This is a genomic window from Agrobacterium sp. NPDC090283, from assembly GCF_044769685.1.
Classification (GTDB): Bacteria; Pseudomonadota; Alphaproteobacteria; order Rhizobiales; family Rhizobiaceae; genus Agrobacterium.
Genome location: NZ_JBIVYG010000005.1, coordinates 309,901 through 332,360, shown reverse-complemented (window position 1 = coordinate 332,360; position 22,460 = coordinate 309,901). Strand labels below are relative to the sequence as shown.

Annotated in this window: 22 protein-coding genes and 1 pseudogene; 15 read left to right on the top strand and 8 right to left on the bottom strand. The window is 59.5% G+C overall.

Annotated elements, in window-relative coordinates:
• Window positions 1–54 precede the first annotated feature (54 nt).
• The 4 genes and pseudogenes from ACIQUH_RS10755 to ACIQUH_RS10740 form a co-directional block, all read right to left on the bottom strand.
• Complete coding sequence (locus tag ACIQUH_RS10755; protein ID WP_400814634.1) at window positions 55–1,377, bottom strand: extracellular solute-binding protein; 1,323 nt, start codon at window positions 1,375–1,377, stop codon at window positions 55–57.
• Window positions 1,378–1,687: 310 nt separating this feature from the next.
• Window positions 1,688–2,362 carry a GntR family transcriptional regulator gene (locus ACIQUH_RS10750; RefSeq protein ID WP_400814672.1) on the bottom strand — a complete coding sequence of 225 codons (675 nt, stop codon included), beginning with the start codon at window positions 2,360–2,362 and terminating at the stop codon, window positions 1,688–1,690.
• Between the two features lie 87 nt (window positions 2,363–2,449).
• Window positions 2,450–3,007 (bottom strand): hypothetical protein, encoded by a 558-nt coding sequence (locus ACIQUH_RS10745; protein WP_400814675.1) that lies wholly within the window; start codon window positions 3,005–3,007, stop codon window positions 2,450–2,452.
• Window positions 2,973–3,074, bottom strand: a pseudogene (locus tag ACIQUH_RS10740) (IS6 family transposase); the annotation flags it as partial. The gene ACIQUH_RS10745 and the pseudogene ACIQUH_RS10740, both read right to left, overlap by 35 nt.
• Before the next feature lie 164 nt (window positions 3,075–3,238).
• Between ACIQUH_RS10740 and ACIQUH_RS10735 the strand changes: the two are divergent.
• The gene (locus ACIQUH_RS10735) at window positions 3,239–4,333 is read left to right on the top strand and encodes a cupin domain-containing protein (RefSeq protein WP_400814632.1); all 1,095 of its coding nucleotides are present in this window, start codon (window positions 3,239–3,241) and stop codon (window positions 4,331–4,333) included.
• Window positions 4,334–4,354: 21 nt separating this feature from the next.
• Window positions 4,355–5,140 carry a maleylpyruvate isomerase family mycothiol-dependent enzyme gene (locus ACIQUH_RS10730; protein WP_400814630.1) on the top strand — a complete coding sequence of 262 codons (786 nt, stop codon included), beginning with the start codon at window positions 4,355–4,357 and terminating at the stop codon, window positions 5,138–5,140.
• A 75-nt stretch (window positions 5,141–5,215) separates the two neighbouring features.
• Here the strand turns inward: ACIQUH_RS10730 and ACIQUH_RS10725 are convergent, their stop codons facing one another.
• Window positions 5,216–6,046 carry an IclR family transcriptional regulator gene (locus ACIQUH_RS10725; protein ID WP_400814628.1) on the bottom strand — a complete coding sequence of 277 codons (831 nt, stop codon included), beginning with the start codon at window positions 6,044–6,046 and terminating at the stop codon, window positions 5,216–5,218.
• On the bottom strand, window positions 6,043–6,444 hold the full coding sequence (locus tag ACIQUH_RS10720) for an acyl-CoA thioesterase (protein WP_400814626.1): 402 nt from the start codon (window positions 6,442–6,444) through the stop codon (window positions 6,043–6,045). Before ACIQUH_RS10720 ends, ACIQUH_RS10725 begins: the two co-directional genes overlap by 4 nt.
• Window positions 6,445–6,526: 82 nt before the next feature.
• Here ACIQUH_RS10720 and ACIQUH_RS10715 point away from each other — a divergent pair, with 82 nt between their 5' ends.
• The 9 genes from ACIQUH_RS10715 to ACIQUH_RS10675 all read left to right on the top strand — a co-directional run bounded on the left by ACIQUH_RS10715 (window position 6,527) and on the right by ACIQUH_RS10675 (window position 15,447).
• Complete coding sequence (locus ACIQUH_RS10715; protein ID WP_400814624.1) at window positions 6,527–7,669, top strand: FAD-dependent monooxygenase; 1,143 nt, start codon at window positions 6,527–6,529, stop codon at window positions 7,667–7,669.
• Between the two features lie 11 nt (window positions 7,670–7,680).
• Complete coding sequence (locus ACIQUH_RS10710) at window positions 7,681–9,348, top strand: benzoate-CoA ligase family protein (RefSeq protein WP_400814622.1); 1,668 nt, start codon at window positions 7,681–7,683, stop codon at window positions 9,346–9,348.
• Window positions 9,349–9,436: 88 nt separating this feature from the next.
• Window positions 9,437–10,165, top strand: coding sequence for a fumarylacetoacetate hydrolase family protein (locus ACIQUH_RS10705; protein WP_400814620.1), 729 nt, complete (start codon window positions 9,437–9,439; stop codon window positions 10,163–10,165).
• On the top strand, window positions 10,162–10,812 hold the full coding sequence (gene maiA / locus ACIQUH_RS10700) for a maleylacetoacetate isomerase (protein ID WP_400814618.1): 651 nt from the start codon (window positions 10,162–10,164) through the stop codon (window positions 10,810–10,812). The genes ACIQUH_RS10705 and maiA overlap by 4 nt, the downstream gene beginning before the upstream one ends.
• Before the next feature lie 31 nt (window positions 10,813–10,843).
• A complete protein-coding gene (locus ACIQUH_RS10695) occupies window positions 10,844–12,028 on the top strand; it encodes an ABC transporter substrate-binding protein (protein WP_400814615.1) in 1,185 nt (394 codons plus the stop codon).
• 42 nt (window positions 12,029–12,070) lie between these two features.
• Complete coding sequence (locus ACIQUH_RS10690) at window positions 12,071–12,985, top strand: branched-chain amino acid ABC transporter permease (RefSeq protein ID WP_400814670.1); 915 nt, start codon at window positions 12,071–12,073, stop codon at window positions 12,983–12,985.
• 4 nt (window positions 12,986–12,989) lie between these two features.
• A complete protein-coding gene (locus tag ACIQUH_RS10685; protein ID WP_400814613.1) occupies window positions 12,990–14,000 on the top strand; it encodes a branched-chain amino acid ABC transporter permease in 1,011 nt (336 codons plus the stop codon).
• Complete coding sequence (locus tag ACIQUH_RS10680; RefSeq protein ID WP_400814611.1) at window positions 13,997–14,746, top strand: ABC transporter ATP-binding protein; 750 nt, start codon at window positions 13,997–13,999, stop codon at window positions 14,744–14,746. Before ACIQUH_RS10685 ends, ACIQUH_RS10680 begins: the two co-directional genes overlap by 4 nt.
• The gene (locus tag ACIQUH_RS10675; protein WP_400814609.1) at window positions 14,746–15,447 is read left to right on the top strand and encodes an ABC transporter ATP-binding protein; all 702 of its coding nucleotides are present in this window, start codon (window positions 14,746–14,748) and stop codon (window positions 15,445–15,447) included. The genes ACIQUH_RS10680 and ACIQUH_RS10675 overlap by 1 nt, the downstream gene beginning before the upstream one ends.
• Window positions 15,448–15,517: 70 nt before the next feature.
• Here ACIQUH_RS10675 and ACIQUH_RS10670 read toward each other — a convergent pair whose 3' ends face one another.
• Window positions 15,518–16,138, bottom strand: coding sequence for a TetR/AcrR family transcriptional regulator (locus ACIQUH_RS10670; RefSeq protein ID WP_142780896.1), 621 nt, complete (start codon window positions 16,136–16,138; stop codon window positions 15,518–15,520).
• Between the two features lie 197 nt (window positions 16,139–16,335).
• Here ACIQUH_RS10670 and ACIQUH_RS10665 point away from each other — a divergent pair, with 197 nt between their 5' ends.
• From ACIQUH_RS10665 to purU, 4 genes are all read left to right on the top strand, one after another.
• Window positions 16,336–17,529 carry an ABC transporter substrate-binding protein gene (locus ACIQUH_RS10665; protein WP_400814607.1) on the top strand — a complete coding sequence of 398 codons (1,194 nt, stop codon included), beginning with the start codon at window positions 16,336–16,338 and terminating at the stop codon, window positions 17,527–17,529.
• 152 nt (window positions 17,530–17,681) lie between these two features.
• Window positions 17,682–19,079, top strand: a complete 1,398-nt coding sequence (locus ACIQUH_RS10660) for an aminomethyl transferase family protein (RefSeq protein ID WP_233283576.1) — start codon at window positions 17,682–17,684, stop codon at window positions 19,077–19,079.
• A 178-nt stretch (window positions 19,080–19,257) separates the two neighbouring features.
• Window positions 19,258–20,184, top strand: coding sequence for a methylenetetrahydrofolate reductase (locus ACIQUH_RS10655; protein ID WP_400814603.1), 927 nt, complete (start codon window positions 19,258–19,260; stop codon window positions 20,182–20,184).
• Window positions 20,185–20,245: 61 nt separating this feature from the next.
• Entirely contained in the window at window positions 20,246–21,130 is an 885-nt protein-coding gene (purU, locus tag ACIQUH_RS10650) for a formyltetrahydrofolate deformylase (protein ID WP_400814600.1), read from the top strand.
• 391 nt (window positions 21,131–21,521) lie between these two features.
• On the opposite strand, the gene ACIQUH_RS10645 is transcribed toward purU, so the two are convergent.
• Window positions 21,522–22,436: a LysR family transcriptional regulator gene (locus ACIQUH_RS10645; RefSeq protein ID WP_400814598.1), complete on the bottom strand. Its 915-nt coding sequence runs from the start codon at window positions 22,434–22,436 to the stop codon at window positions 21,522–21,524.
• Window positions 22,437–22,460 lie beyond the last annotated feature (24 nt).

Here is a 22,460-nt window from a genome sequence, read left to right as displayed (position 1 = left end):
GGACTTTGCAGCACGGAACCGGATTTCCCGGGAGGAATTCCTGGAGCCGGCGAATTATTGCAGGGCGAGCAGGGCCTTGTCCGCCTCGCAGGCGCCATCCTTGATCGTATTGTTGCCGAGCAGGTAATCCTGAACCACCTTGCCGATGATCTCGCGGGTCTGCGGCACCTTGTCGGTGGGCGATGCGTAGTCGCCGGTGCCGGTCTTACTGATTTGCCTGATGGCGTCGGCCCAACTCTTGCGGATCGGCAATTCGTCAGTGAATTTTTTCATATCCGCACCGTCAAAGACCGAACTGCGTGGCGGCGCGACACCGGCCTGAATGAGACGGGCCTCGATCTCCGGCGACGTCGCCCATTGCATGAACAGCCAGGTGGCCTCCTTGCGTTTGGAGAAATTCGACATTGAAAGACCCCAGCCGAAGGCGACGGGCTTGGAAATGCCGGTTTCCTTGCCGGGCGGCAGCACCTTGATGGCAAGGTCTTCAGCGCGGCCGGGGAATTTGACGATATTGGAGAATTCGTTGGAGGACTCATGCGTCATGGCGACCTTGCCCTGACCGAGAAGCTCGACGACCTGCGGGAAAGAATGGTTGGAAGCACCGACGGCGCCATAGGTTTTTAGAAGATCGCCATACATCTGCAGGCCGGCTATGGTCTTTTCCTGGCACAGGCCCGGCTTGGTCTTGTCTTCGGACTTGAAGTCGCCGCCAAGATTGAAGACGAAAGACGCCATCGGATAGGGGATGGCGTTGCGCACGCCGCGCGCCGTCCAGGCGTTGACCGACTTGTCGCATTCCGAGATTGTTTTTGCAGCGACGGGAATGTCTTCGAGATATTGCGGCTCCGGAACGTTGCACTTGGCAAAGATATCCTTGCGCCAGTAGAACAGCGGACCTTCGACATTGATCGGCACGCCGGTCAGCTTGCCATCGAAAATCTCGTTCTTGCGCAGCCCTTCGCCGAAATCCTCGAAGTTGAAATCCGGCGACGTCAGGCTCGCATCCTTCAGCAGCGGGTTGAGATCGGCATACCAGCCAGCCTTGTTATAGACCGCACCCTCACGGATTTTCAGCGAAATGAAGGCATCGACATCGGATGACCTGGCCTGCATGAGCGTCGACAGACGCGCGCGGATCGGGTCTTCGTTGAGAATCTCGACGCGAACCTTGATGCCCGTCTTTTCCGTGAATTCACTGGTCATATCCTTGATGGCATTCGGCCAGGGATGGTTCGTGAAGAGAACATTTATGGTCTGGCCTTCCTGTGAACGCCAGTTGAAATCGGCGGCTCCCGCAATCGAACCGGTAAAGACGACGCATGATGCAAGGGCTGCCATTTTTGACGCCGCCGCCAGACTGTTCCTGAAAAATTTCATGTCAATCATATCCTCCCAAATCTCGGTTATTTTCCTCATTGACGTATCGCCCCAGATAAGAATGCGGGCGCATATCTCTCTCTTCCAGTCAGCGCGGATTTGCTGCGCGACCGCATCTCCTCCCTCAAGACACGAGGAAGCTAGCAGGAAAATTTCACTGCCGCAATAGCTAACATGTTACTTTGATTGATAGTGACATTCAACCTGCCAGGCCGTCATGCATTCGGCAGCAACTTCATTGGACGTCAGGCTCTGGCGTGGCCGCCCTGAGCACAGGGAAACAGCCCGGAAGACCCCGCCAGAAGGGCGGCTAACGTGCGATCGCGCGGTTTTTGGCGTTGTGAATATGCTGCTCCATTGCCGCGGCGGCGGCAGCTGGATCTCGCGAGGCAATCGCATCGATAAGGTTCAGATGATCGTACATGGTGGGCAGGACGAGCGGAGGATTTAGCTGCGTATGCGCCTGACGGATCAGCCGGATTTTTATCGCGTTCACACGGTAGATATTGGTGAGGATCGAGTTCTGCAGGGAATCGATCATCCCGTGATGAAATCGCGAATCCAGTTCCTGAGCCCTGTCCACAAGGGCTTTGGAGACATGATTGGCGTCCGGTTCGGCGTTGCAGGCATCGATGACATCCAGGTGCTCCTGCCGGATTGCCTCCAGCGTCTCATCACTAACCAGCCTCGAGAATATCTGTACAGCCTCCTTTTCCAGAAACAGCCTGACCTGAAATGCATCCTGCACCAGATTGAGATCGACCTGCGCAATCTGCATGCCACGCTGCGGAACCGTCACCAGCAACCCTTCGGCCTCAAGGCGGGGGATCAACTCGCGTATCGCCGCAAGCGGCAACTGGGTAAGCTCGACCAATTGCCGTTGCGAAACAAATTGTCCGGGGCGAAGCTGGCGGGAAAGAAGGTGCTCCGTGAAACTGGAATAAGCGCGGTCTCTCTGATTGACGTGCCCCTCCGCATTTCTCAGGCTACGGCCATCCCTTTTCTTTTTCTCTACCAATGAGCGGACCTCCAACACATGTACCTAACATGTTAGTAAGGTTGCCAATGAGATTCAATCACTAAAAGAATGATGAGTCAGCTCATCTCTTTCGGGAGGATACAGGTCCGCCGTTAGCGCAAGTTCGAGTCCTTTCAAGGCAAACTCTTTCGGGCATTCGAACCTGCACGGCCTCACGCCCAACAGGATTACACGGAGCGTGTGCCAGATGCCGACGGGGGACATACCACAACGGTCTTGGCTCAGCGAAAAAGGGCGCTTGGCCGCGAGAAATTGGTGACGTTGATCGCTGATATGCGGCAAGCAGTCGGGAGCCCACCTGTGGAAAGTGACTCCTTCTGCGGATTTGGACCCACCGTCGACCATCAATTTTTCGGTCTCGTCTTCGTAAACCCTTTTTATGAACATGGATTGCGACGCGTCGTCAAATAACATGAACCAAGCGCGGGAATCGCTGCGAAGACGCGGATGTCTGGTCAATACTGGAATGCCGGTATTTTGTCTGATGAAGGAAAAATCGGGCTTGTAGCAAGCATTTCCCCAGGCCGCAGTTAACCCCTGACAGTGCCATTTTTGTTTTGCTAAGCTCTTGAAGTCCGAAAAGCTGGGCAAGCAGATCATTCTGGTCGGTGACGGTCCAGCCACGGGCGAAGTCGAAGCCTTTCCTGAGCCAGAGCAACAGCCTTGGCTATCAACTTGGTCTCAGACCAACGCTCCAGGAAGCCGCCCGCTGTTCGCTCTCCCAGATTATTGTTGCATGATATGCAATTGATTCTATCATGCGTTATAATCTTGATCGTGCCGTGTTGCATGCGGCGCGGCCTGTTCAATGAGGAGGGGTGAATGCAAGTTGATACCACAGGTAACGTGATGGCACCGGAGGATACAGAAGAGTTGCGGCAGCTCTATTCGGATTTCGAGTCTGAGCACCTAAAACCTCTCTGGACCCAGATCGATGATCTGATGCCGGTGGTGCCAAACCCCAAGGCCGTGGTGCATGTGTGGAAGTGGTCGCGGCTCTACCCGCTTGCGCAACGGTCGGGCGATCTCGTTCCGGTCGGGCGTGGCGGGGAGCGGCGGGCGATCGGGCTTGCCAATCCGGGTCTTGGCGGCAGGGCCTATATCAGCCCCACGCTCTGGGCCGCGATCCAGTATCTTGGGCCGCGCGAAACGGCGCCGGAACATCGCCACGCACAGAATGCCTTCCGCTTCGTCGTCGAAGGCGAAGGGGTCTGGACCGTGGTGAATGGTGACCCGGTGCGGATGAGCCGGGGTGATTTTCTGCTGACGCCGGGCTGGCATTTTCATGGCCATCACAACGATACCGACCACCCCATGGCCTGGATCGACGGGCTTGACATCCCCTTTTCCTACCAGAACGATGTCGGCTTTTTTGAATTCGGGTCGGACCGCGTCACCGATTATGCGACGCCGAAATTTTCGCGCGGCGAAAGGCTCTGGTGTCACCCAGGCCTGCGGCCGCTTTCCGGCCTTGCGGCAACCGTATCCTCGCCGATCGGCGCCTATCGCTGGGAACATACCGACCGCGCCCTGACAGAGCAGCTTCTGCTGGAGGAGGAGGGGCAGCCGGCCACCATGGGGCCGGGGCATGCGGCGGTGCGCTACATCAACCCCACCACCGGCGGCGACGTCATGCCGACCATCCGGGCGGAGTTTCATCGCCTGCGGGAAGGTGCCGTCACGCCCGGCCGGCGCGAGGTGGGTTCTTCGGTTTTTCAGCTATTCGACGGCAGGGGCTCCGTCGTGCTCAACGGCAAGGAACACAGGCTCGAAAAGGGCGATATGTTCGTCGTGCCGTCCTGGGTGCAATGGTCGCTGCGGGCGGAAAGCCAGTTCGATCTTTTCCGGTTTTCGGATGCGCCGATCATGGAGCGGCTTCATTTCGCCCGCACCCATGTGGAAGAGCGGGACCGGTGACGCGATCGGGAGGGATGGACGATGTCTTCTGATCTCACCGATGCGCGTTTGGAACTGCGCCAACGTCTGGGGGCTGGCGCCCGTTACGATTCGTCTGCGGCGCCGGCCGCCGAATTGCGATATGCACGGCTGGGAACTGCTTATTTTGCGAGAAAACTGAACGAACTCTCCGATGGCGAACTCGCTCTTCCTTCGCTCGTTCCCGGCTGGACCAGGCGACACGTGATCGCCCATGTCGGTTTTCAGGCACGGGCGCTTGCCCGATTGGTCGAGGCGGCGCGCCTTGGGCGGCGACGGGAAATGCTGGAAGAGCCGGAAGCGCAGAACGAGGATATCGCCTTCGGCGCAAGCCTGCCGGCCCATGCGCTGCGCTATCTTTTCAAACATTCGCAGGTGCATCTGGATGTTGAGTGGCGCGATCTGGATGAGGCGGGGTGGCGGGCGCAGGTGGAGCCGCTGAATGGCGGTCTTGTCGAGATCGCTCAGACACCCTGGCTGCGAACCCGGGAAATATGGCTCCGCGCCGTCGATCTCGACAATGGGGCCTCCCTGCTGGATGTCCCATCCGAAGTGGTGGATCGCCTTCTTCGAGAGGCGGCACAGACGCTGAACATGCCGGGCCAGCCGTTTTCATTGATGCTGAAGCCGACGGACAGGGTGGGCTCCATCGTCATCGGCTCAGGCAAAAACTCGGTCAGCGGGCCGGCCGTTGACCTGCTTCGCTGGCTGACGGGACGCGGCCCGCGCCGCAGCCTCGTTTTCGACGGTGGAATTGCAGATCCGCCCTTCTGGCCGGAGAGGCCCTAATGCATGTCGCCCGAAGTGTGCAGCGGTTTCGGGATAACGACATGCATAAAACAAAGAGATTAAACGCGACGCGCTTTAGGCCTTCGGTGAAGGCCATTGCCGCCGGCTGGATATGGCTGTTGTAAAATCAAGCAGCTGGCGCACGGCGGGATTATCCGCCGACAGGATCTGATCGGAGTTGCTGATTAAGGTAACGGCAGCTTCCGCCTCACCCTGCCAGTTGATAACGGGTGCCGCCACCGCCCGAAGGCCGGGGACGTAGCGGCCGTCGACGCTGGCAAAACCATCGGCGCGAATGGTTTCCGCCAGCCGGTCGATGCTTGCGCCGCTAAGATCGAGGTCGGGCCAGGAGAGACCCGCATCCATCGCTCGTTCGACCTCGAGATAAAGGCGGGCGGCGGTGACGTGGCGCGGCAGAAAGGCGAGAAAGACTCGGCCGCTCGAGGAGGTGAGAAGCGGCAGGCTGCTGCCAAGGCCGAAGGATGTAACCATCGGGCTCGGCGCCCGGCACCAGCGGATCACGGTCGCGCCCTGGCTGCCCCATACGGTAAGCAGCACCGTCAGGCCCGTCTGTTCCACGAGGTCCGGCAGCGCATCGGCAGCTTGATTGACGAAATCGCTGCGGCCGAGCGCGGCAATGCCGAGAGAAGCCGCAAACGGCCCCAGCTCGTAACGGCCGGATCGCTGGGTCTGCCGGACAAAACCGGCATGGATGAAACTGGCGAGATAACGATGCACCTTGCTGGACGGCATGGACACCGCCCGGGCGATGTCGATCAATGCGGCAGGCCCTTCGAAATCGGCAAGCGCATGCAGCACGGTCAGGGCCGCATCGAGAGCCTGAATGCCGCCGCGGGCATTGCCATTGCCCGAAGCCTCGTTGTCGACATCGTCCTCGTCGCTCATTGCATTCGCCTCCTGAATTCCTCGGATATGGGCGCGCCCTTGAGACCATTATCCGTCATGGTTGCCCATGCCCGAACCTCATAACCCTCCGCGATGATCTTTTCACCGGAAAAAATGCGATAGGCGATACGGAACCTGCGTTCCTGCCATTCCACGATGGTGGCCTCGATGCGGAGCGTATCGTCATAGCGGGCCGGCGCCTTGAACTGAAGGCCGACATCCACCAGCGGCGTCACCGCACCGAATTCCGCCCTGTTCTGCCGTTGCCCCAGATTTTGCGAACGCAGCAGCCTCTGGAAGGTGCAATCCAGCCAATAGAAATAGTTCGGATAAAAAACGATGCCCGCCTCGTCGCAATCCCCCCATTCCACCGTGATTTCCGTTTCGAAGGTTTTCATTCGTTGCGCTCCATAAAATCTATTGCACTATACGTAATATCCGCTAGATTGATGAAAAGCAATTGCGTGAGGGAGGATGCGCATGAAGCGGGTGGCTGTTATCGGCGGTGGGCCGGGAGGGCTTTATTTCGCCGGTCTGTGGAAAAGGCGGCATCCGGCCGACGTCGTGAAGGTGTTCGAGCACAATCCGGAAGGTGCGACTTTCGGATTCGGTGTCGTGTTTTCGGCAAAGGCCATGGATTTCCTGCGTACCGACGATCCGGAAACGGAGGACCTTGTCACGGCCCGCATGGAGACCTGGTCGGATATCACCCTCGTCCATCGTGGTGAGAGTGTTGCGCTGGATGGCGTAGGGTTTTCGGCCATCGGCCGCCTCGACCTTATCCTGCTGCTGACGGAAAGGGCGCGCGCCGCAGGTGTGGAGCTTTCGTTTTCAACGACAGTGCAGTCGGTGTCGGAACTCGATGGTTACGACCTTGTCGTTGCCGCCGATGGCGTCAATTCGCTGGTGCGCCGCGCCTTTGAAGGCGATTTCCAGACGTCGCTTACCTATCTCGATGAAAAATTCGTCTGGTTCGGCACCACCAAGCGCTTCGAAACGCTGACGCAGACTTTTGTCGAGGCGGAATTCGGCGCTTTCAATGCCCACCACTATCGTTATTCGCCGACTATGAGCACTTTCATCGTCGAGTGTGATCGTGAAAGTTGGCTGAAAGCAGGCTTCGATCGGCTCGGCCCCGAAGACAGCAAGGCGCGCTGCGAGGCGATTTTCGCCGAAACGCTCGATGGCCACGGGCTAGTCGCCAACAAGTCCACCTGGCGCAATTTCCCGTGGATATGGAACGGGCGCTGGTCGCATCGCAACATGGTGTTGATCGGCGACGCCTTACACACGGCCCATTATTCCATCGGATCCGGCACCCGGCTGGCGCTCGAGGATGTTCTGGCGCTGGTAAAGGCGCTCGAGGCGCATCCTGGCGATGTGCGCGATGCCCTTGAGCACTATCAGGCCGAAAGGCAGCCGGTGGTGGAAAAGCTGGTGCGGGCCGCGCGTGAAAGCGCCGGCTGGTATGCGGATGTTCCAAAACATATGCGCCTTTCGCCGGTCGATTTCGCCCATAGCTACATCACTCGCTCCGGCCGTATCGACGATGAGCGGCTGCGGTCGATGTCCCCGCGTTTCATGCAGCGCTACGACGCCTCGCGTCCGCGCCCGGCCGCCTGAAGGAGGAAGATATGACCGTTCAGGCCAAGCTTTACGAAACCCTGCCGCAGCCACCCGAAGACGGGGTGCCACGCAATGCCGCCGGCAGTCTCGAAATCGGCTTTTTCGTGCCGGAAATCTACAATGCCAGCGCCATTCTTTTCGATAATCTGGAGCGCGGCCGGGGCGATCATCCGGCCGTGATTGGCCCAGCCGGAACCCGCACCTATGCCGAGCTCTGTGCCGATGCCTGCCGTTTCGGCAATGCCTTGATTGAAGCCGGTCTTTGCCATGGCGACAGGGTGCTGCTGTTTCTCGATGACACGCCCGCCTGTCCGGCGGCTTTGTTCGGTGCGCTTCGGGCCGGCCTCGTTCCGCTGCTCATCAACACGCTGACGCCGCCCGACCTCCTGAATTTCTATCTTCAGGATTCCTCGGCACGTATCGCCATCGTCGATGCCGCTTTCGCCTCCCGTTTCGACACTGTCGCCTGCACCGATACGCTGCTGGAAAAGGTGGTCGTCACGAACGGCCCGGTTCCGGCCGATTGCCCGGTGCCGGCGATCGAAGCCAGGACATTCCTCGCCGATGCCGGCACGGAGCTTGAAGCGGCGCCGACGCGGCGTGACGATATGGCCTTCTGGCAATATTCCTCAGGTTCCACCGGGCGTCCGAAGGGCATCGTTCATCTACAGCACGACATGGCTTTTACGGCGCAATCCTTCGGGCATCATGTTCTGGATATCTCGCCCGACGACATCTGTTTTTCGGTTCCGAAGATTTTCTTCGCCTATGGTCTCGGCAATTCACTGACTTTTCCCTTTTCGGTCGGGGCGACCAGTATTCTCCTTCCGGGGCAGCCGAAGGCCGATGTGGTCTTCGATGCGATCCGACGTTATCGGCCGACACATTTCTTCGGGCTGCCGACGCTCTATACGTCGCTCATCAACGCACCGGAGGCGGCTGGGGCCGATCTTTCCAGCCTGAAACTCTGCCTTTCGGCGGCGGAAGTGCTGGCCAATGAGGTGGCGGAAGCCTGGCGGGTGCTTTCCGACCATGACATTGTCGAAGGTCTCGGCTCCACCGAGGTGCTGCATATCTATCTTTCGAATACGAAAGAGATGCGGCGGCCGGGCGCTGCCGGGCTGCGTGTGCCGGGTTACGAGATTTCGCTGCGCGATCCCGATGGCAATGAGGTGCCGGATGGCGAAAGCGGTGTCCTATGGGTGCGCGGCGATTCCAACGCGCCGTTTTACTGGAGCCGACCCGACAAAACCGCTGAAACCATGCGCGGCGATGGCTGGATCTACACCTCCGACCGCATGAAGCGCGATGCTGACGGGTTCTATTATTTCCTCGGCCGCGCCGATGAGTTCGTCAAGGTTTCGGGCCAGTGGGTCTATCCGCTGGAAGTGGAGCTTTGCCTCGCCGACCACCCGCTGGTGCGCGAATGCGCGGTGCTGGCGGTTGAAATGGCCGACCGGCGGATGACGCTTCAGGCTTTCGTCGTTCTCGAGCAGCCGGATGCGGATGAGGCGAGCGTCGCCGAGACGCTCAAGCAACACGTCAAGAAGACGCTGCTGCCCTACAAATATCCCCGCAGCGTCATTTTCTTCCAGGAATTGCCGAAGACGGGAACCGGCAAGATCGACCGGCAGACCCTGCGGAAAATCGATCTGAGCGCTGAGCGCGTCCATTGAGGACACGCTGGTCCCGACAGGACCACGAGATGGTCTGACGCCGCTTTTGCGGCTTTCAGACCCGGATAAAGGACAGATTGGAAAACCCATGAGCGATTTCGAATTCGATCCCCCGGCCCCGGCATCCATTGCCATCCATGACAGCGAGAGCCGTTTCCCGGTGCGGCGCATATTCTGCGTCGGCCGAAATTACGCCGCCCATGCCCGTGAGATGGGCAAGGACCCGGACCGGGAACCGCCGTTCTTTTTCACCAAGCCGGCCGACGCCGTGGTGGATAATGGCAGCACGATACCCTATCCGCCGGAGACCGAGGATTTTCACTACGAGATCGAGCTTGTCGTGGCGATCGGTAAGGATTGCGTGGATGTGCCGCAGGAAGCGGCCCTCGATATGGTCTGGGGTTATGGCGTGGGCATCGACCTTACCCGCCGCGATCTGCAACTGGCGGCGCGCGACAAGGGACGGCCCTGGGATTGGGGCAAGGCCTTCGATCTTTCCGCTCCCATCGCGCCCCTCCGTCGCGCCTCGCAGGTGGGGCATCCGTCACAGGGGCGGATCTGGCTTGCGGTCAACGGTGCGAGCCGGCAGGAAGCGGATATTGCCGAGCTGATCTGGGATGTGCCGGAAATCGTTTCCATCCTGTCGCGCTCCATGTCGCTGAAGCGCGGCGATATCATCATGACGGGAACGCCTGCGGGTGTCGGCGCGATTGTGCCGGGAGACAGGGTAACTGGCGGTATCGACGGGCTGGGCGAGATCGCCATCGAGATCGTGGAGCCCGCATCCGCCGCCCGGCGCGCGGGGAAGGCCGCATGAACCGGCCGATCCTGCATAATTATTTCAGAAGCTCCACCTCCTATCGCGTCAGGATCGCGCTGGCGCTCAAGGGGGTGGACTATGACTATGAAGCGTTCCACCTGCGCAAGGGTGAACAGCGGTCCGACCGTTTTCTCAGGCTCAACCCGCAGGGCCTCGTGCCGGCGCTCACCTGGACCGATGGCGAAACCTATATGCAGTCGCTCGCGATCATCGAATTTCTGGAGGAGAAAATTCCGGAGCCGGCTTTGCTGCCGAAGGATGCCGAAGGGCGTCAGCGTGTGCGCAGTCTTGCGCAGATGATCGCCCTCGACATTCATCCGATCAATAATCTCAGGGTGCTGGCCTATCTCAAGGAGCATTTCAGCGCTGACGAAAAAGCGCAGGCGGCGTGGTTCCGGCATTGGGTGGCCGAGACCTTCGCGGCGCTGGAGCGCCGGCTTGCGACAGAGCCGGAAACCGGCCGGTTCTGCCACGGCGACAGCGTGACGCTGGCGGATATCTGCCTTGCGGCGCAGCTCGTCAACAACAGGCGTTTCGATGTGGACATGGAGGCCTATCCGCATATCGGCAGGATCGGGCAGGCGCTTTCGGAACTGGAGGCGTTCCGCAAGGCGGCGCCGGTCAATCAGCCGGATAACGAATAACGAAATTATGTTTTCAGGGAGGGAGAACACAATGAAACGTATCGCAGCGGCGGCTCTGTCCGCCTTGCTCATGAGCGGAACGGCAGGTGCACAGGAGCCGATCAAGATCGGCTTCATCACCACGCTCACCACGCCCGCCGCATCCATCGGCAACGATATGGTCGATGCCGTCAAGCTCGCCGTCGAACATTCCGGCGGCAAGATCGCCGGTCATCCGATCGAGGTCGTTTTCGAAGATGACGGGCTAAAGCCGGAACTCGGCCGCCAGAAGGCGGAGAAGCTGGTGCGCCAGGACGGCGTCGATATCGTCGCGGGTTTCATCTGGTCCAATGTGTTGATGGCGGCGCGCAAATCGGTGCTCGATTCCGGCAAGTTTCTGATCAGCACCAATGCCGGGCCTTCCGAGCTTGCCGGCAAGCTTTGCAGCCCCAATTTCTTTTCGCTGCGCGGCCAGAACGACATGGTGCCGATTGCGCTCGGCAAGGTCATGAACGAGCGCGGGGTGAAGAAGCTTTATGTGATGGCGCCCAACTATACCGCCGGCAAGGACATGGCCGCCGGGGTGGAAAGCAGCTTTGGCGGGGAAGTGGCTGGTCGCGATTTCACCAAATGGGGCGATGATCCGCAGCTCGATTTTTCGGCTGAGTTCGCCAAGGTGGCGGCATCGGGCGCGGACGCGCTTTTCGCCTTCTATCCCGGCCGCGCCGCGATTTTCGCGCGCCAGTTCGAACAATCGGGGCTGAGCAAGAAGGTTAAGCTCTACAGCGTCTATACCATGGACCAGATCGCGCTGCCGAAGCTTCAGGAAGCGAAGATCGATGCGGTTCTGGGGTCAAGCTCGGCGGATTACTGGTCGCCGGATCTCGCCACGCCTGCCAACCAGCGTTTCGTTGCCGATTTCAAGGCGAAATATCACCGCGTGCCCTCGAATTACGCGGCCGCCGCCTATGATCTGATCCCCTATGTCAAAGCGGCGGTGGAGCAGGCGGGCGGCGATATCTCCGCGACCGATGCGGTGCGTGCGGCGCTCGCCAAGGCTGATTACGACTCCGTGCGTGGCCGCTACAAGCTTGCCCGCAATCATTTCCCCATCGACCGCTATCTCAGCCTTGAAGTCGCACCGGATGCGAACGGTGTCTGGAGCCTCAGGTCGGACGGTCTCGAAATGAAAGATCTGACCGATCCCTATGTGGAAGCCTGCCGCAACGAGGGGTGAGACAACGTTTCGGCGGCACGGCTCTGGGAGGAGAAAATGGATATTATCCTGTTTGCCAATCAACTTCTGAACGGGGTTCAGCTCGGACTGATCCTGTTTCTGCTGGCCGCCGGCCTGTCACTGGTCTTCGGCATCATGGACTTCATCAATCTGGCGCATGGCGTTTTTTACATGATCGGCGCCTATATCTGCGCCACCGTCGCCATTGCACTCGATTCCTTTGTGGTCGGCATGCTCATCGCCCTGCCGGCGACACTGGCGGCCGGTTTCATCGCCGAATGGCTGATTGCCCGGCATTTCTACAAGCGCGATCATCTCGACCAGGTTCTGGCGACATTCGGCCTTGTGCTCTGCGCGGACACGGCGGTGAAATATCTCTGGGGGCCGGAAGGACTGTCGGTTCCCCTGCCGGCCTGGCTCAGCGGGCAGATCGCGCTTGGCGGCATCACCCTGCCGTCCTATCGCCTCTTTATCGTTATCGTCGCGGCTCTCGTGGCGATTGCGCTCTGGCAGGTCATCACCCGCACACGGGTCGGAATGATGGTGCGGGCATCTGCTTCCAACGAGGAAATGGCGCGGGCGCTGGGCATAGAAACGCGCATGGTCTTCGCATTGGTGTTCGCAATCGGCGCGGTTCTGGCCGGCATCGGCGGCATCATGGTGGCCCCCATCACCGGCGCTTCGATCGGCATGGGCAACCAGATCGTCATATTGGCGCTGGTGGTGATCATCATCGGCGGCATCGGTTCGATCATCGGCGCCTTTATCGCCTCTCTGGGCGTCGGGCTGATCGATACGCTTGGGCGGGCCTATCTGCCGTCGCTGCTGAATGCGGTGTTTCCGCCGGAAGTCGCCTCTTCGGCGGGTCCGTCGCTCGCCTCCATCCTGATCTATCTCACCATGACTCTGGTGTTGATATTCCGGCCCGAGGGCCTCTTCCCGCCAGCAAGCAGGTGATGTGATGACAGAAACCACTTCGGTAATCACTCCCTCGACACAGCCGGCAGCAACGCGGGAGACTGCAGCGGGCAGGGCGGTGGATCGCGATCTGCTGACGGCGATTGCTGTCCTTCTCCTGCTGGCGGTGGCGCCATCAGTGCTTGCGGCGCTCGGCCACGACTTCTGGGTGGAAGTGCTGCTGCGGGCGATGATCCTCGGCATTGCCGCCGTCAGCCTTAATTTCATCATCGGCCTCGGCGGGTTGGTCAGTCTCGGTCACGCGGCCTTTCTCGGCATCGGCGCTTACTCCGTCGGCATCCTCGCCGATTTCGACATCGACAACGGTGTCATCCAGTTGCTGGTCACGGTAGGCGTCAGCGGGCTTTTCGCCTGTCTGACCGGCCTCGTCGCGCTTAGAACGCGCGGTGTGCATTTCATCATGATCACGCTCGCCTTCGCGCAGATGGTTTATTTCACCATGATCGGCCTCAGACAGTTCGGCGGCGATGACGGGCTGACGATCAATTATCCGAGCAGCTTCGGCACGGTGGTCGATCTCGGTGACAGGTCCATCCTTTATTATGTGGTGCTGGCGGTGCTGGCGCTTGTGATGCTGGGTTTCGCCCGTATCCGCCAATCCGATTTCGGCCTGCTCCTGAAGGCGGCGAAGGGCAATGAGCGGCGGGTGAGGGCGGTCGGGTTCGATCCCTATCGCTATCGCCTCGCCGCCTATATCGCCGCTGGTGTGATCTGCGGCCTTGCCGGCTTCCTAGATGCGAATTTCACGAGTTTCGTGACACCGGAATCGATGAGCTGGACAAGTTCCGCCGAGCTTATCTTCATGGTCATCGTCGGCGGCGTGTCCACGGTCGCCGGTCCCGTCGTCGGGGCGCTGGTCTTTCTCTTGATCGAGGAATTTCTCGGCGGACTGACGGTCTACTGGCACTTCTGGTTCGGTCTTTTCCTGATCGCCGTCGTGCTTTTCGCCAAGGGTGGTCTCGTCGGTCTCATCTGTTCGGGGAGGCGCGCATGAACGCGGTGCTCGATGTTCGCAATCTGCAAAAATTTTTCGGCGGCCTGCACGCCACCCGCAATCTCTCCATGTCGCTCGCCAAGGGCGAGCTTCATGCGGTGATCGGTCCCAATGGCGCGGGCAAGACGACGCTGATCAGCCAGCTTTTCGGAGAAATCCTGCCGACATCCGGCGCCGTGCTCATCAACGGCGTCGATGTCACCAACCGCCCCTCGCATGAGCGGGCGAGGCTCGGCATGGCGCGGTCGTTCCAGATCACGACGCTGGTGCGGGATTTGAGCGTGGGGGAAAACCTCATTCTGGCGCTTCTGGCAAGCGATGGCCATGCATTCCGCTTCTGGCGTCGGGTCGACCGCAATGCGGATTTGCAGGCGCGTGCGGCGCAGATGCTTGCGCTCATCGGCCTGAACGGCATGGATATGTCGCGAAAAGTGGCCGATCTCAGCCATGGCGAGCAGCGCATGCTGGAGCTTGCCATCGCGCTTGCCGGCAATCCGGCCCTTGTTCTGCTCGACGAACCGATGGCCGGGCTGGGCTCGGAGGAAAGCCGGGCGATGACGCGGTTTCTCGCCGGCCTCAAGGGCCTCATCACCATACTTCTGGTCGAGCACGACATGGAGGCCGTGTTCGAACTGGCCGACCGGGTGACCGTGCTTGTGCGTGGCGAGATCGTCGCCGTTGGAACGCCGGAAGACATCCGCAACGATACGCGGGTCCGGGAAGCCTATCTCGGGGAGGATGCCTGATGCTGAAAGTCCGCAATTTGACGAGCGGTTACGACCGCAGCCAGATTCTGTTCGACATGTCCTTCGAGGTCGATGCCGGCGAGGTGGTCTGCCTCATGGGCCGCAACGGCATGGGCAAGACGACGACCGTGCGGGCGCTGATGGGCTTGCTACCGGCATGGGACGGGATGATCGAGTTCGAGGGCAAAAGGCTCGATGGCCTTTCGACCGCCCGCGTCGCCCGGACGGGGTTGGGCCTGGTGCCGGAGGGGCGGCAGGTTTTTCCAAATCTCACCGTGCATGAAAATCTGAAGGTGGCGGCCGCCAATCGCCGGGCGGAGCCGCTATGCTGGACGGTGGAGCGCATATACGAGCTTTTTCCGGGGCTTTCCGAGCGAAACGGTTCCTATGCCAATCTTCTCTCCGGAGGAGAGCAGCAGATGCTGGCAATCGGCCGGGCGCTGATGACCAACCCACGGCTGCTTATTCTCGATGAGGCGACGGAGGGACTGGCACCCGTCGTGCGCGACCAGATATGGCACTGCATCGCCTGCCTGCGGGAGTTGGGGCAATCCATCGTCGTCATCGACAAACACATCAAGCGGCTGCTTGGCGTCGCCGACAGGTTCTATGTGGTGGAAAAGGGTCGCGTCGTCTGGACGGGCGCACCCGAGAAGCTGCGCGCCGAGGAAGAAACGGTCAAGCAATATCTGAGTGTCTGATCCGTTCCGGCATTCGGGTCGAATGCCGGCGGAATTTGCTTCCGGCCGTCGCAAAGCGAATGGCCCACAATTATCCCTTGAGCGCCGCCGCCGTCTTGCGTCGCGCGGCGCGGTCTGCGCACCAGGCATCCAGCAATGGCGCATAGGCCGCATCGCCGCTTTTCCAGATTTTATTGACGGCCATTCCCCGGATGAGATTGAGCGTCAAAGCGAGTTCCTCTTCTGCTTCGGACGGTGTGTAACCGGTCGCCACGAATGTCTCGATCCATGTCGCCTTCATGGCGCCGTGGAAATTTTCGAGAACCGGGCGCAGGCGTTCCATCAACACCTCGTCGGTTCGCGCGGTGATGACGACCTCAAGCGCGGCGATGAATGGCCAGTCGAAATAGATCGACAGACAATCCTTCACATATTCCCGGAGAGGCTCCGGCGAGTTGCGCGCAGAGAGCGCCCGCTGGCGGCCGAGTTGTGCGGCAAGCTCGTAAGTATGACCGGTCGCGGCCACGACCAGATCGATCTTGGCGGGATAATGATGCACCCGCGCGCCGCTCGATACGCCAGCCCGCTCATCGACCAGCGCCGTCGTCAGCCGTGCATTGCCCTGTTCGAAGAGCAGGTCGATCGTCGCCTGCAGGATTTTCTCCTTCGTTTCGGCGCTTCTTTCAGCCTGTGTGCGTCGCTTTTTCTGCATTGCCTGATGCCACTATCCTGTTGCGCCCCTGCGGGCTCTTGCTTTCGCCATCTTCGCACTCTGCTCCGTCGCAAATCCCGGAGCTATTCCCGTATTCAATAGACGAAACTTTCCATAGCAGAGAATCTTTTTGTTGAAAACATACCGATTAAGCGGTATGTAAATGAAGCCGGAGAGGAGCCGGCACGGAGGGGAAAATGACAATCAAATATCTCGCGGCCGTTGCCGCCCTATTTAGCTTCACAGAGCCATTATCCGCACAGGAGCCAATCAGGATCGGCCTCGTTACCACGTTGACGACGCCGGCTGCCGTCATCGGGCGGGATGTAGAAGATGCGATCCGGCTGTCGGTCGATCATGCGGGCGGCAAGATCGCCGGCAGGCCCATCGCGCTTGTGGTCGAGGACGATGCCCTGAAGCCCGATGTCGGCCGCCAGAAGACCGAAAAGCTCGTGCGCCAGGACAAGGTCGATTTCATCACCGGCTATATCTGGTCGAATGTTTTGCTCGCCTCGCGCAAAAGCGCGCTCGATTCCGGCACGATCGTCATCAGCACGAATGCTGCGCCGTCCGACATGGCCGGAAAGCTGTGCAATCCGAATTTTTACAGCATGCGCGGGCAGGGCGACGTGATGTCCATGGCGCTCGGTGAAGAACTCAACAAGCGCGGTGTCAACGCGATCTATACCATGGCGCCGAATTACGCCGCCGGGCAGGATGTCGTCAAAGGTCTGCTCAATACCTTCAAGGGCAAGGTCGTCGGCCAGGATTTCACCAAATGGGGTGACGATCCGCAGCTCGATTTCTCCGCCGAGTTCAGCAAGGTGGCGGCGAGCGGCGCGGAAGCGCTCTTTGCTTTCTATCCCGGTCGTTCCGCCGCCTTCATGACCCAGTTCGAGCAATCCGGCCTCAAGGGCAAGGTAAAGCTCTATACCGTCTATACGCTCGACCAGATCGCCCTGCCGGCGCTTCAGAAAGGCAATGCGACGGGTGCGCTCGGCTCCATGTTGACGGATTATTGGTATCCCGATCTCGATACGCCCGAAAACCGGCGTTTCGTCGCCGACTTCCAGCAGAAATACGGGCGGGATCCCTCGAATTATGCGGCCGCCGCCTATGACGCCATCCAGCTTATCAAATCCGCCGTGGAAACCGCCAAGGGAGACCTTGAGAACAAGGCCGCCCTTCGCACCGCGCTGGAGGCGGCGGATTTCAAGTCAGTTCGCGGCAAGCTGACTTTCGGCAAGAACCATATGCCGCTCGATAATTATTACGCCCTTGAGGTGGAAGCGGGGCCGGAAGGCAAATGGCGCATGGGTTCGCCGCGGATCGCAATGGAGCGGGGCGAGGACCCTTACGTTTCCGCCTGCGACATGCCCGCCGTGAAGTAATCGCCGGCATTCCAGCATGACTGAAACCGCCCCGGCCGTGGCACCGGTCCGGGTCGGAGCGGCGGAGCCTACGCAATTTTCCCGCCTGCACCAGAACCGCCTGCACTTGCGCGGCAACCATATCAAGCATCATGAACAGGAAGGCTGATACCATGAAAAATCTGCAAGAACTGATCGATTCGAAACAGAACCTGGTCGACTATTTCTATAACGATACGATTTCCCAGTATCACAAATCGCGGACCAGCCTTTTTGCGACGCTGATCGCACCGGAATATAGCAACTGGCGCGAAGAGCAGAGGGCCTGGCGTGAAAGCGCCGTTCTCTTCAACCAATCGCATCATATGCCGGTTCTTTATGTGAAGGGTCCGGATGCGCAAAAGCTTCTGAGCGACCTTTCCCCCTGCTCGTTCGCCAATCTTTCCACCGGCCGCGCCAAGCAATATATCGCCTGCACGCCGCGCGGCCATCATATCGGCGATTGCATCCTGAACTATTACGGCGAGGATGAGGGTTTCGAACTCATCAGCGGCATGCCGGTTCTGAACTGGGTTCGCTATAATGGCGAGACCGGCGGGTATAATGTCGAATTCCGTTTCGATCCGACCACACCCTACAGCCCCGACGGCAAACGCACGAAATATCGTTTCCAGATCGAAGGGCCGAATGCCCGCGATATTCTTGAAGAAATCTGCGAAGGCGGTTGGCCGGAAATCAAGTTCTTCCATACGGCCTATGTCACCATTGCCGGATGCAGGGTGCATGTGCTGCGCCACGGCATGGCGGGCCATGCCGGCGCGGAAATATCCGGCGCCTTCGCGGAGATGGATATCGTCCGCGACGCTATCCTCAAGGCGGGCGAAAAATACGGCCTGCTTCAGGCCGGCACCCGAACCTATTACAGCACACCGCTCGAGGATGGCTGGATACCCTATCCGCTGCCCGGCATCTATTCCGGCGAGGAACTGCGTTCCTACCGCGAATGGCTTCCGGCCGATAGCTGGGAAGCGAATATGCAGCTCGGCGGCAGCCTCTACACCAGCAATATCGAGGATTATTACTGGACTCCCTGGGCGCTCGGTTATGAGCGGCTGGTGAAATTCGACCATGATTTTATCGGCCGGGAGGCGCTGGAAGCGCAGCTCAAGCAGCCGCGCCGGGTCAAGCGCGCGCTGCAATGGAACAAGGAAGATGTTCTCAAGATATTCGCCTCTCAACTAGGAGATGGCCCGATCTACAAGGCGATCGATATGCCGACCGCCTATTTCGGCTGGCCGCAGGCCGATGAAGTCCGTGCGAAAGACGGCAGGCTGATCGGCATGTCGCAATATTGCGGTTACAACATCAACGAGCGCGACATGATCTCGCTTTGCGGCATAGACGAGGCCTATGCGGATGTCGGCACCGAGGTCGTGCTGACATGGGGAGAAGTGAACGGCGGTTCGCGCAAGCCGCATGTCGAACGCCACGCGCAAACGACGATCAGGGCGAGGGTTTCGTCCATTCCATACTCCAAGGCGGCGCAGGAAAAGCTGCGTGCGGTGATTTAATCCACCAGCGGTCTCGCCCAAACTTCTGCGGATTTTGAAATCGTGACCTCTTTCATTGCGGCGTGCCCGATGAAAGAGGTCTCCGGATATCAAAATCTTTCAGTAATTCATGGAGTTCGGCATGCGCTGGCGGGTCCGGCAAGCCTGCCGCATTCTCTTCAGACATCCCGGAGGACACATGGTGGCACTACTGGACCTGTTGAAAGGTAGACGCGGGGAGAAATCTCCCGATACGGCCCATCTGAAGGATATCGTTTCCGGATATTCCATTGAAGTGATGCCGAGAACGGCGGCAAAGATCGATGATTTCAAGGCTTTGCTGCCGGCCGGCACGCGGGTTTACGTCGCCCATATAGAGGGAACGCCGATCGATGACATGGTGGCGACGGCAAGGCGTCTTCGTGAAGCCGGTTTTCCGGTCATGCCGCATTTTCCATCCCGCCTCATTGCGGATCTGGCGACGCTGGAAGAATGGATCACGCGCTATAAAAATGAGGCCGGTGTGGAGGAGGCCCTGCTTCTCGGCGGTGGTGTTACCACGCCGGCGGGAGATTTCGACAGTTCCATCCAGCTTCTCGAGACCGGCCTGTTCGACCGTCACGGTTTCAGGCGGCTGCACGTCGCCGGACATCCGGAAGGCAATGGAGCGATTGACAGGGACGGTTCCACCCGCATCGTCGATAAAGCCTTGGCCCTCAAACAGGACTATTGCGAGCGCACGGATGCGGACATGGCCATCGTGACACAATTCGCCTTCGCCGCCCGTCCCGTGATCGCCTGGGCGGAGCGCATAGCCGCAGCCGGTATTGGCTTGCCGATCCATGTCGGCATTGCCGGCCCGACCAAATTGCAGACGTTGATCAGATTTGCGATTGCCTGCGGCGTTGGCCCATCGCTTGCCGTGCTGCAAAGGCGCGCACTCGATCTCAGCCAGCTTCTGAAGCCTTACGAACCGGCGGAAGTCCTGGCGGATATAGCGGATTATAAGGCGGCCCATCCACAAAGCCGCATTGCGCAGATACACGTCTTTCCGCTCGGCGGTATCCGTGCCGGTGCCGACTGGATGAACGGCCAGTTGAGTGAGGAGGCGCGCGTCGTGACTTGATTTGCAGAGATTCCTGCCTACGACACAATCCAATGAACCTGCTTCAACAACGGAAAAACGAATGACATCCTATGTTCTGACCGTAGCCTGCAAATCGACCCGTGGCATTGTTGCCGCGATTTCCGGTTATCTGGCGGAAAAAGGCTGCAACATCGTCGATAGCTCGCAGTTCGACGACCTCGAGACCGGCAAGTTCTTCATGCGCGTCTCCTTCATCTCCGAGGAAGGCGCGTCCCTCCCGGCCATCACGGAAGGTTTTCAGCCCGTGGCGGAAAAATTCGGCATGGAGGCGGATATCTATCCGGACGGCCAGCGCATGAAGACGATGCTGATGGTGTCGCGTTTCGGCCATTGCCTCAACGACCTGCTCTATCGCTGGAAGATCGGTGCGCTGCCGATCGACATCGTCGGTGTCGTCTCCAACCATTTCGATTACCAGAAAGTGGTGGTCAATCACGACATTCCCTTCCACCATATCAAGGTGACGAAGGAGAACAAGCCGAAGGCCGAGGCCCAGTTGATGGACCTGGTCGAGACCAGCGGCACGGAACTCGTCGTACTGGCGCGCTACATGCAGGTTCTCTCCGATGACCTGTGCCGCAAGATGTCTGGCAAGATCATCAATATCCACCACTCCTTCCTGCCCTCCTTCAAGGGCGCCAACCCCTACAAGCAGGCCTATGAGCGCGGCGTGAAGCTGATCGGCGCGACGGCGCACTACGTCACCGCCGATCTCGATGAAGGCCCGATCCTCGAGCAGGACACGGTGCGCATCACCCACGCACAGTCAGCCGACGACTATGTCTCGCTCGGCCGCGATGTTGAAAGCCAGGTGCTGGCCCGCGCCATCCACGCCCATATCCACCACCGCACCTTCATCAACGGCAACCGCACCGTGGTCTTCCCGCCAAGCCCGGGCAGCTATGCGTCCGAGCGGATGGGGTGACGCACAGTAACTCTCACCGAAAAAGAACTGACGCCCATGTGTTTTGCATGCGACAGAAATCGCTGGGAACGATCCGAATATTGGAAGCAGCCCGGCTCGTGACCGCGCGCGTGAACAACCCTTTCGCGTCTGTCGATGACATTTGGCGCCGGTCCAGCGTTCCGACAGAAGTACTGGTCCGGCTTGCGAAGGTCGATGCCCTCCATCGAGCGAACTTTTATGCCAGATTGCCACAGATTTTCTAATAATTTCAATTGCATAGGATGTCACTAAGACTGGTCTGAGGTCCAAATCCTTTCAAGGCGAAGATGTCGGTCAATTGGGTGGAAAACGGACGATTGTAAATCGAGGCAGCCCGCTCTTTTCGAAGAACACGGCTGACGCAAGGCGCCTACCGCTCTAGCTGCCGTCGCTTTTCGATGAGGAAGTCGACGAAGACGCGCAGCTTGGCCGGCATCTGGTCGCGGGATGGTACATAGAGATTGAAGCCCTCGAAAGGCAGGCACCAATCCTCCATCACACGCACCAATGCGCCGGAAGCCAGATACTGACGGACGGCAAAGTCCAGGTGCATCACCAGGCCGATACCCTGGAGCGCGGCACTCAGCATGACGTCGTCGCTGTTGGTGGCAAATGTTCCGACAGGCTGGAACAGCCGCTCCTCGCCTAAGCGAGGGTCCGTCAGTTCCCAGCGAAAAACAGCCCCGCTGCTCGACTGGCGAAAGCCAACGCAATTGTGGTTTGCCAAATCCTCGAACAGCTTTGGAGCCTGATTGGCGGCAAAGTAGGCCGGTGAAGCGACGACAGCCAGGGAAAAAGGTGGCGTGATCGGTACGGCAACCATCGTGTCCGTCACGCTTTCGCGCAGACGAATGCCAGCGTCGCAGCCTTCCCGCACAATGTCTCCCAGACCATCATCGATGAATAGTTCAACACGCACCTCAGGATACCGGCGGGCGAACTCTCCCAGGTGCGGCTCGACGAAATGATGTGCGACGACACGCGGCGCGTTCAGCCGGATTTCACCACTCGGCTTATCGCGCGCCTCCCCGACCGAAACCACTGCATGCGAGATCATGGCAAGCCCCGGTTCGAATTGGGCCAGCAGCTTCCTGCCGTCATCCGTCAGTGAAACCGAGCGCGTAGACCGATTTAGCAGCCGGACACCGAGCTGTTGCTCGAGGGTCCTGATCGCTTGCGACAGCGCCGACGGGGAAATGCCGATCCGGCCGGCGGCTCGGGTATAGCTTCCCTCCCGGGCGACTTCCGCGAAAGCGGCGATGGCAGGAAGGAGATTGCGATCCATAGGCTCTCATTATGAACTACTGCT

Excerpts from the sequence above, each read along its gene's own strand:
- ACIQUH_RS10675 (WP_400814609.1), top strand. The coding sequence starts at position 14,746 with ATGCTGAAAGTCCGCAATTTGACGAGCGGTTACGACCGCAGCCAGATT.
- ACIQUH_RS10670 (WP_142780896.1), bottom strand. The coding sequence starts at position 16,138 with ATGCAGAAAAAGCGACGCACACAGGCTGAAAGAAGCGCCGAAACGAAG.
- ACIQUH_RS10655 (WP_400814603.1), top strand. The coding sequence starts at position 19,258 with ATGGTGGCACTACTGGACCTGTTGAAAGGTAGACGCGGGGAGAAATCT.
- ACIQUH_RS10720 (WP_400814626.1), bottom strand. The coding sequence starts at position 6,444 with ATGAAAACCTTCGAAACGGAAATCACGGTGGAATGGGGGGATTGCGAC.
- ACIQUH_RS10755 (WP_400814634.1), bottom strand. The coding sequence starts at position 1,377 with ATGAAATTTTTCAGGAACAGTCTGGCGGCGGCGTCAAAAATGGCAGCC.
- ACIQUH_RS10660 (WP_233283576.1), top strand. The coding sequence starts at position 17,682 with ATGAAAAATCTGCAAGAACTGATCGATTCGAAACAGAACCTGGTCGAC.
- purU (WP_400814600.1), top strand. The coding sequence starts at position 20,246 with ATGACATCCTATGTTCTGACCGTAGCCTGCAAATCGACCCGTGGCATT.
- ACIQUH_RS10695 (WP_400814615.1), top strand. The coding sequence starts at position 10,844 with ATGAAACGTATCGCAGCGGCGGCTCTGTCCGCCTTGCTCATGAGCGGA.
- ACIQUH_RS10735 (WP_400814632.1), top strand. The coding sequence starts at position 3,239 with ATGCAAGTTGATACCACAGGTAACGTGATGGCACCGGAGGATACAGAA.
- ACIQUH_RS10685 (WP_400814613.1), top strand. The coding sequence starts at position 12,990 with ATGACAGAAACCACTTCGGTAATCACTCCCTCGACACAGCCGGCAGCA.
- ACIQUH_RS10645 (WP_400814598.1), bottom strand. The coding sequence starts at position 22,436 with ATGGATCGCAATCTCCTTCCTGCCATCGCCGCTTTCGCGGAAGTCGCC.
- ACIQUH_RS10710 (WP_400814622.1), top strand. The coding sequence starts at position 7,681 with ATGACCGTTCAGGCCAAGCTTTACGAAACCCTGCCGCAGCCACCCGAA.
- ACIQUH_RS10665 (WP_400814607.1), top strand. The coding sequence starts at position 16,336 with ATGACAATCAAATATCTCGCGGCCGTTGCCGCCCTATTTAGCTTCACA.
- maiA (WP_400814618.1), top strand. The coding sequence starts at position 10,162 with ATGAACCGGCCGATCCTGCATAATTATTTCAGAAGCTCCACCTCCTAT.
- ACIQUH_RS10715 (WP_400814624.1), top strand. The coding sequence starts at position 6,527 with ATGAAGCGGGTGGCTGTTATCGGCGGTGGGCCGGGAGGGCTTTATTTC.
- ACIQUH_RS10680 (WP_400814611.1), top strand. The coding sequence starts at position 13,997 with ATGAACGCGGTGCTCGATGTTCGCAATCTGCAAAAATTTTTCGGCGGC.
- ACIQUH_RS10730 (WP_400814630.1), top strand. The coding sequence starts at position 4,355 with ATGTCTTCTGATCTCACCGATGCGCGTTTGGAACTGCGCCAACGTCTG.
- ACIQUH_RS10725 (WP_400814628.1), bottom strand. The coding sequence starts at position 6,046 with ATGAGCGACGAGGACGATGTCGACAACGAGGCTTCGGGCAATGGCAAT.
- ACIQUH_RS10705 (WP_400814620.1), top strand. The coding sequence starts at position 9,437 with ATGAGCGATTTCGAATTCGATCCCCCGGCCCCGGCATCCATTGCCATC.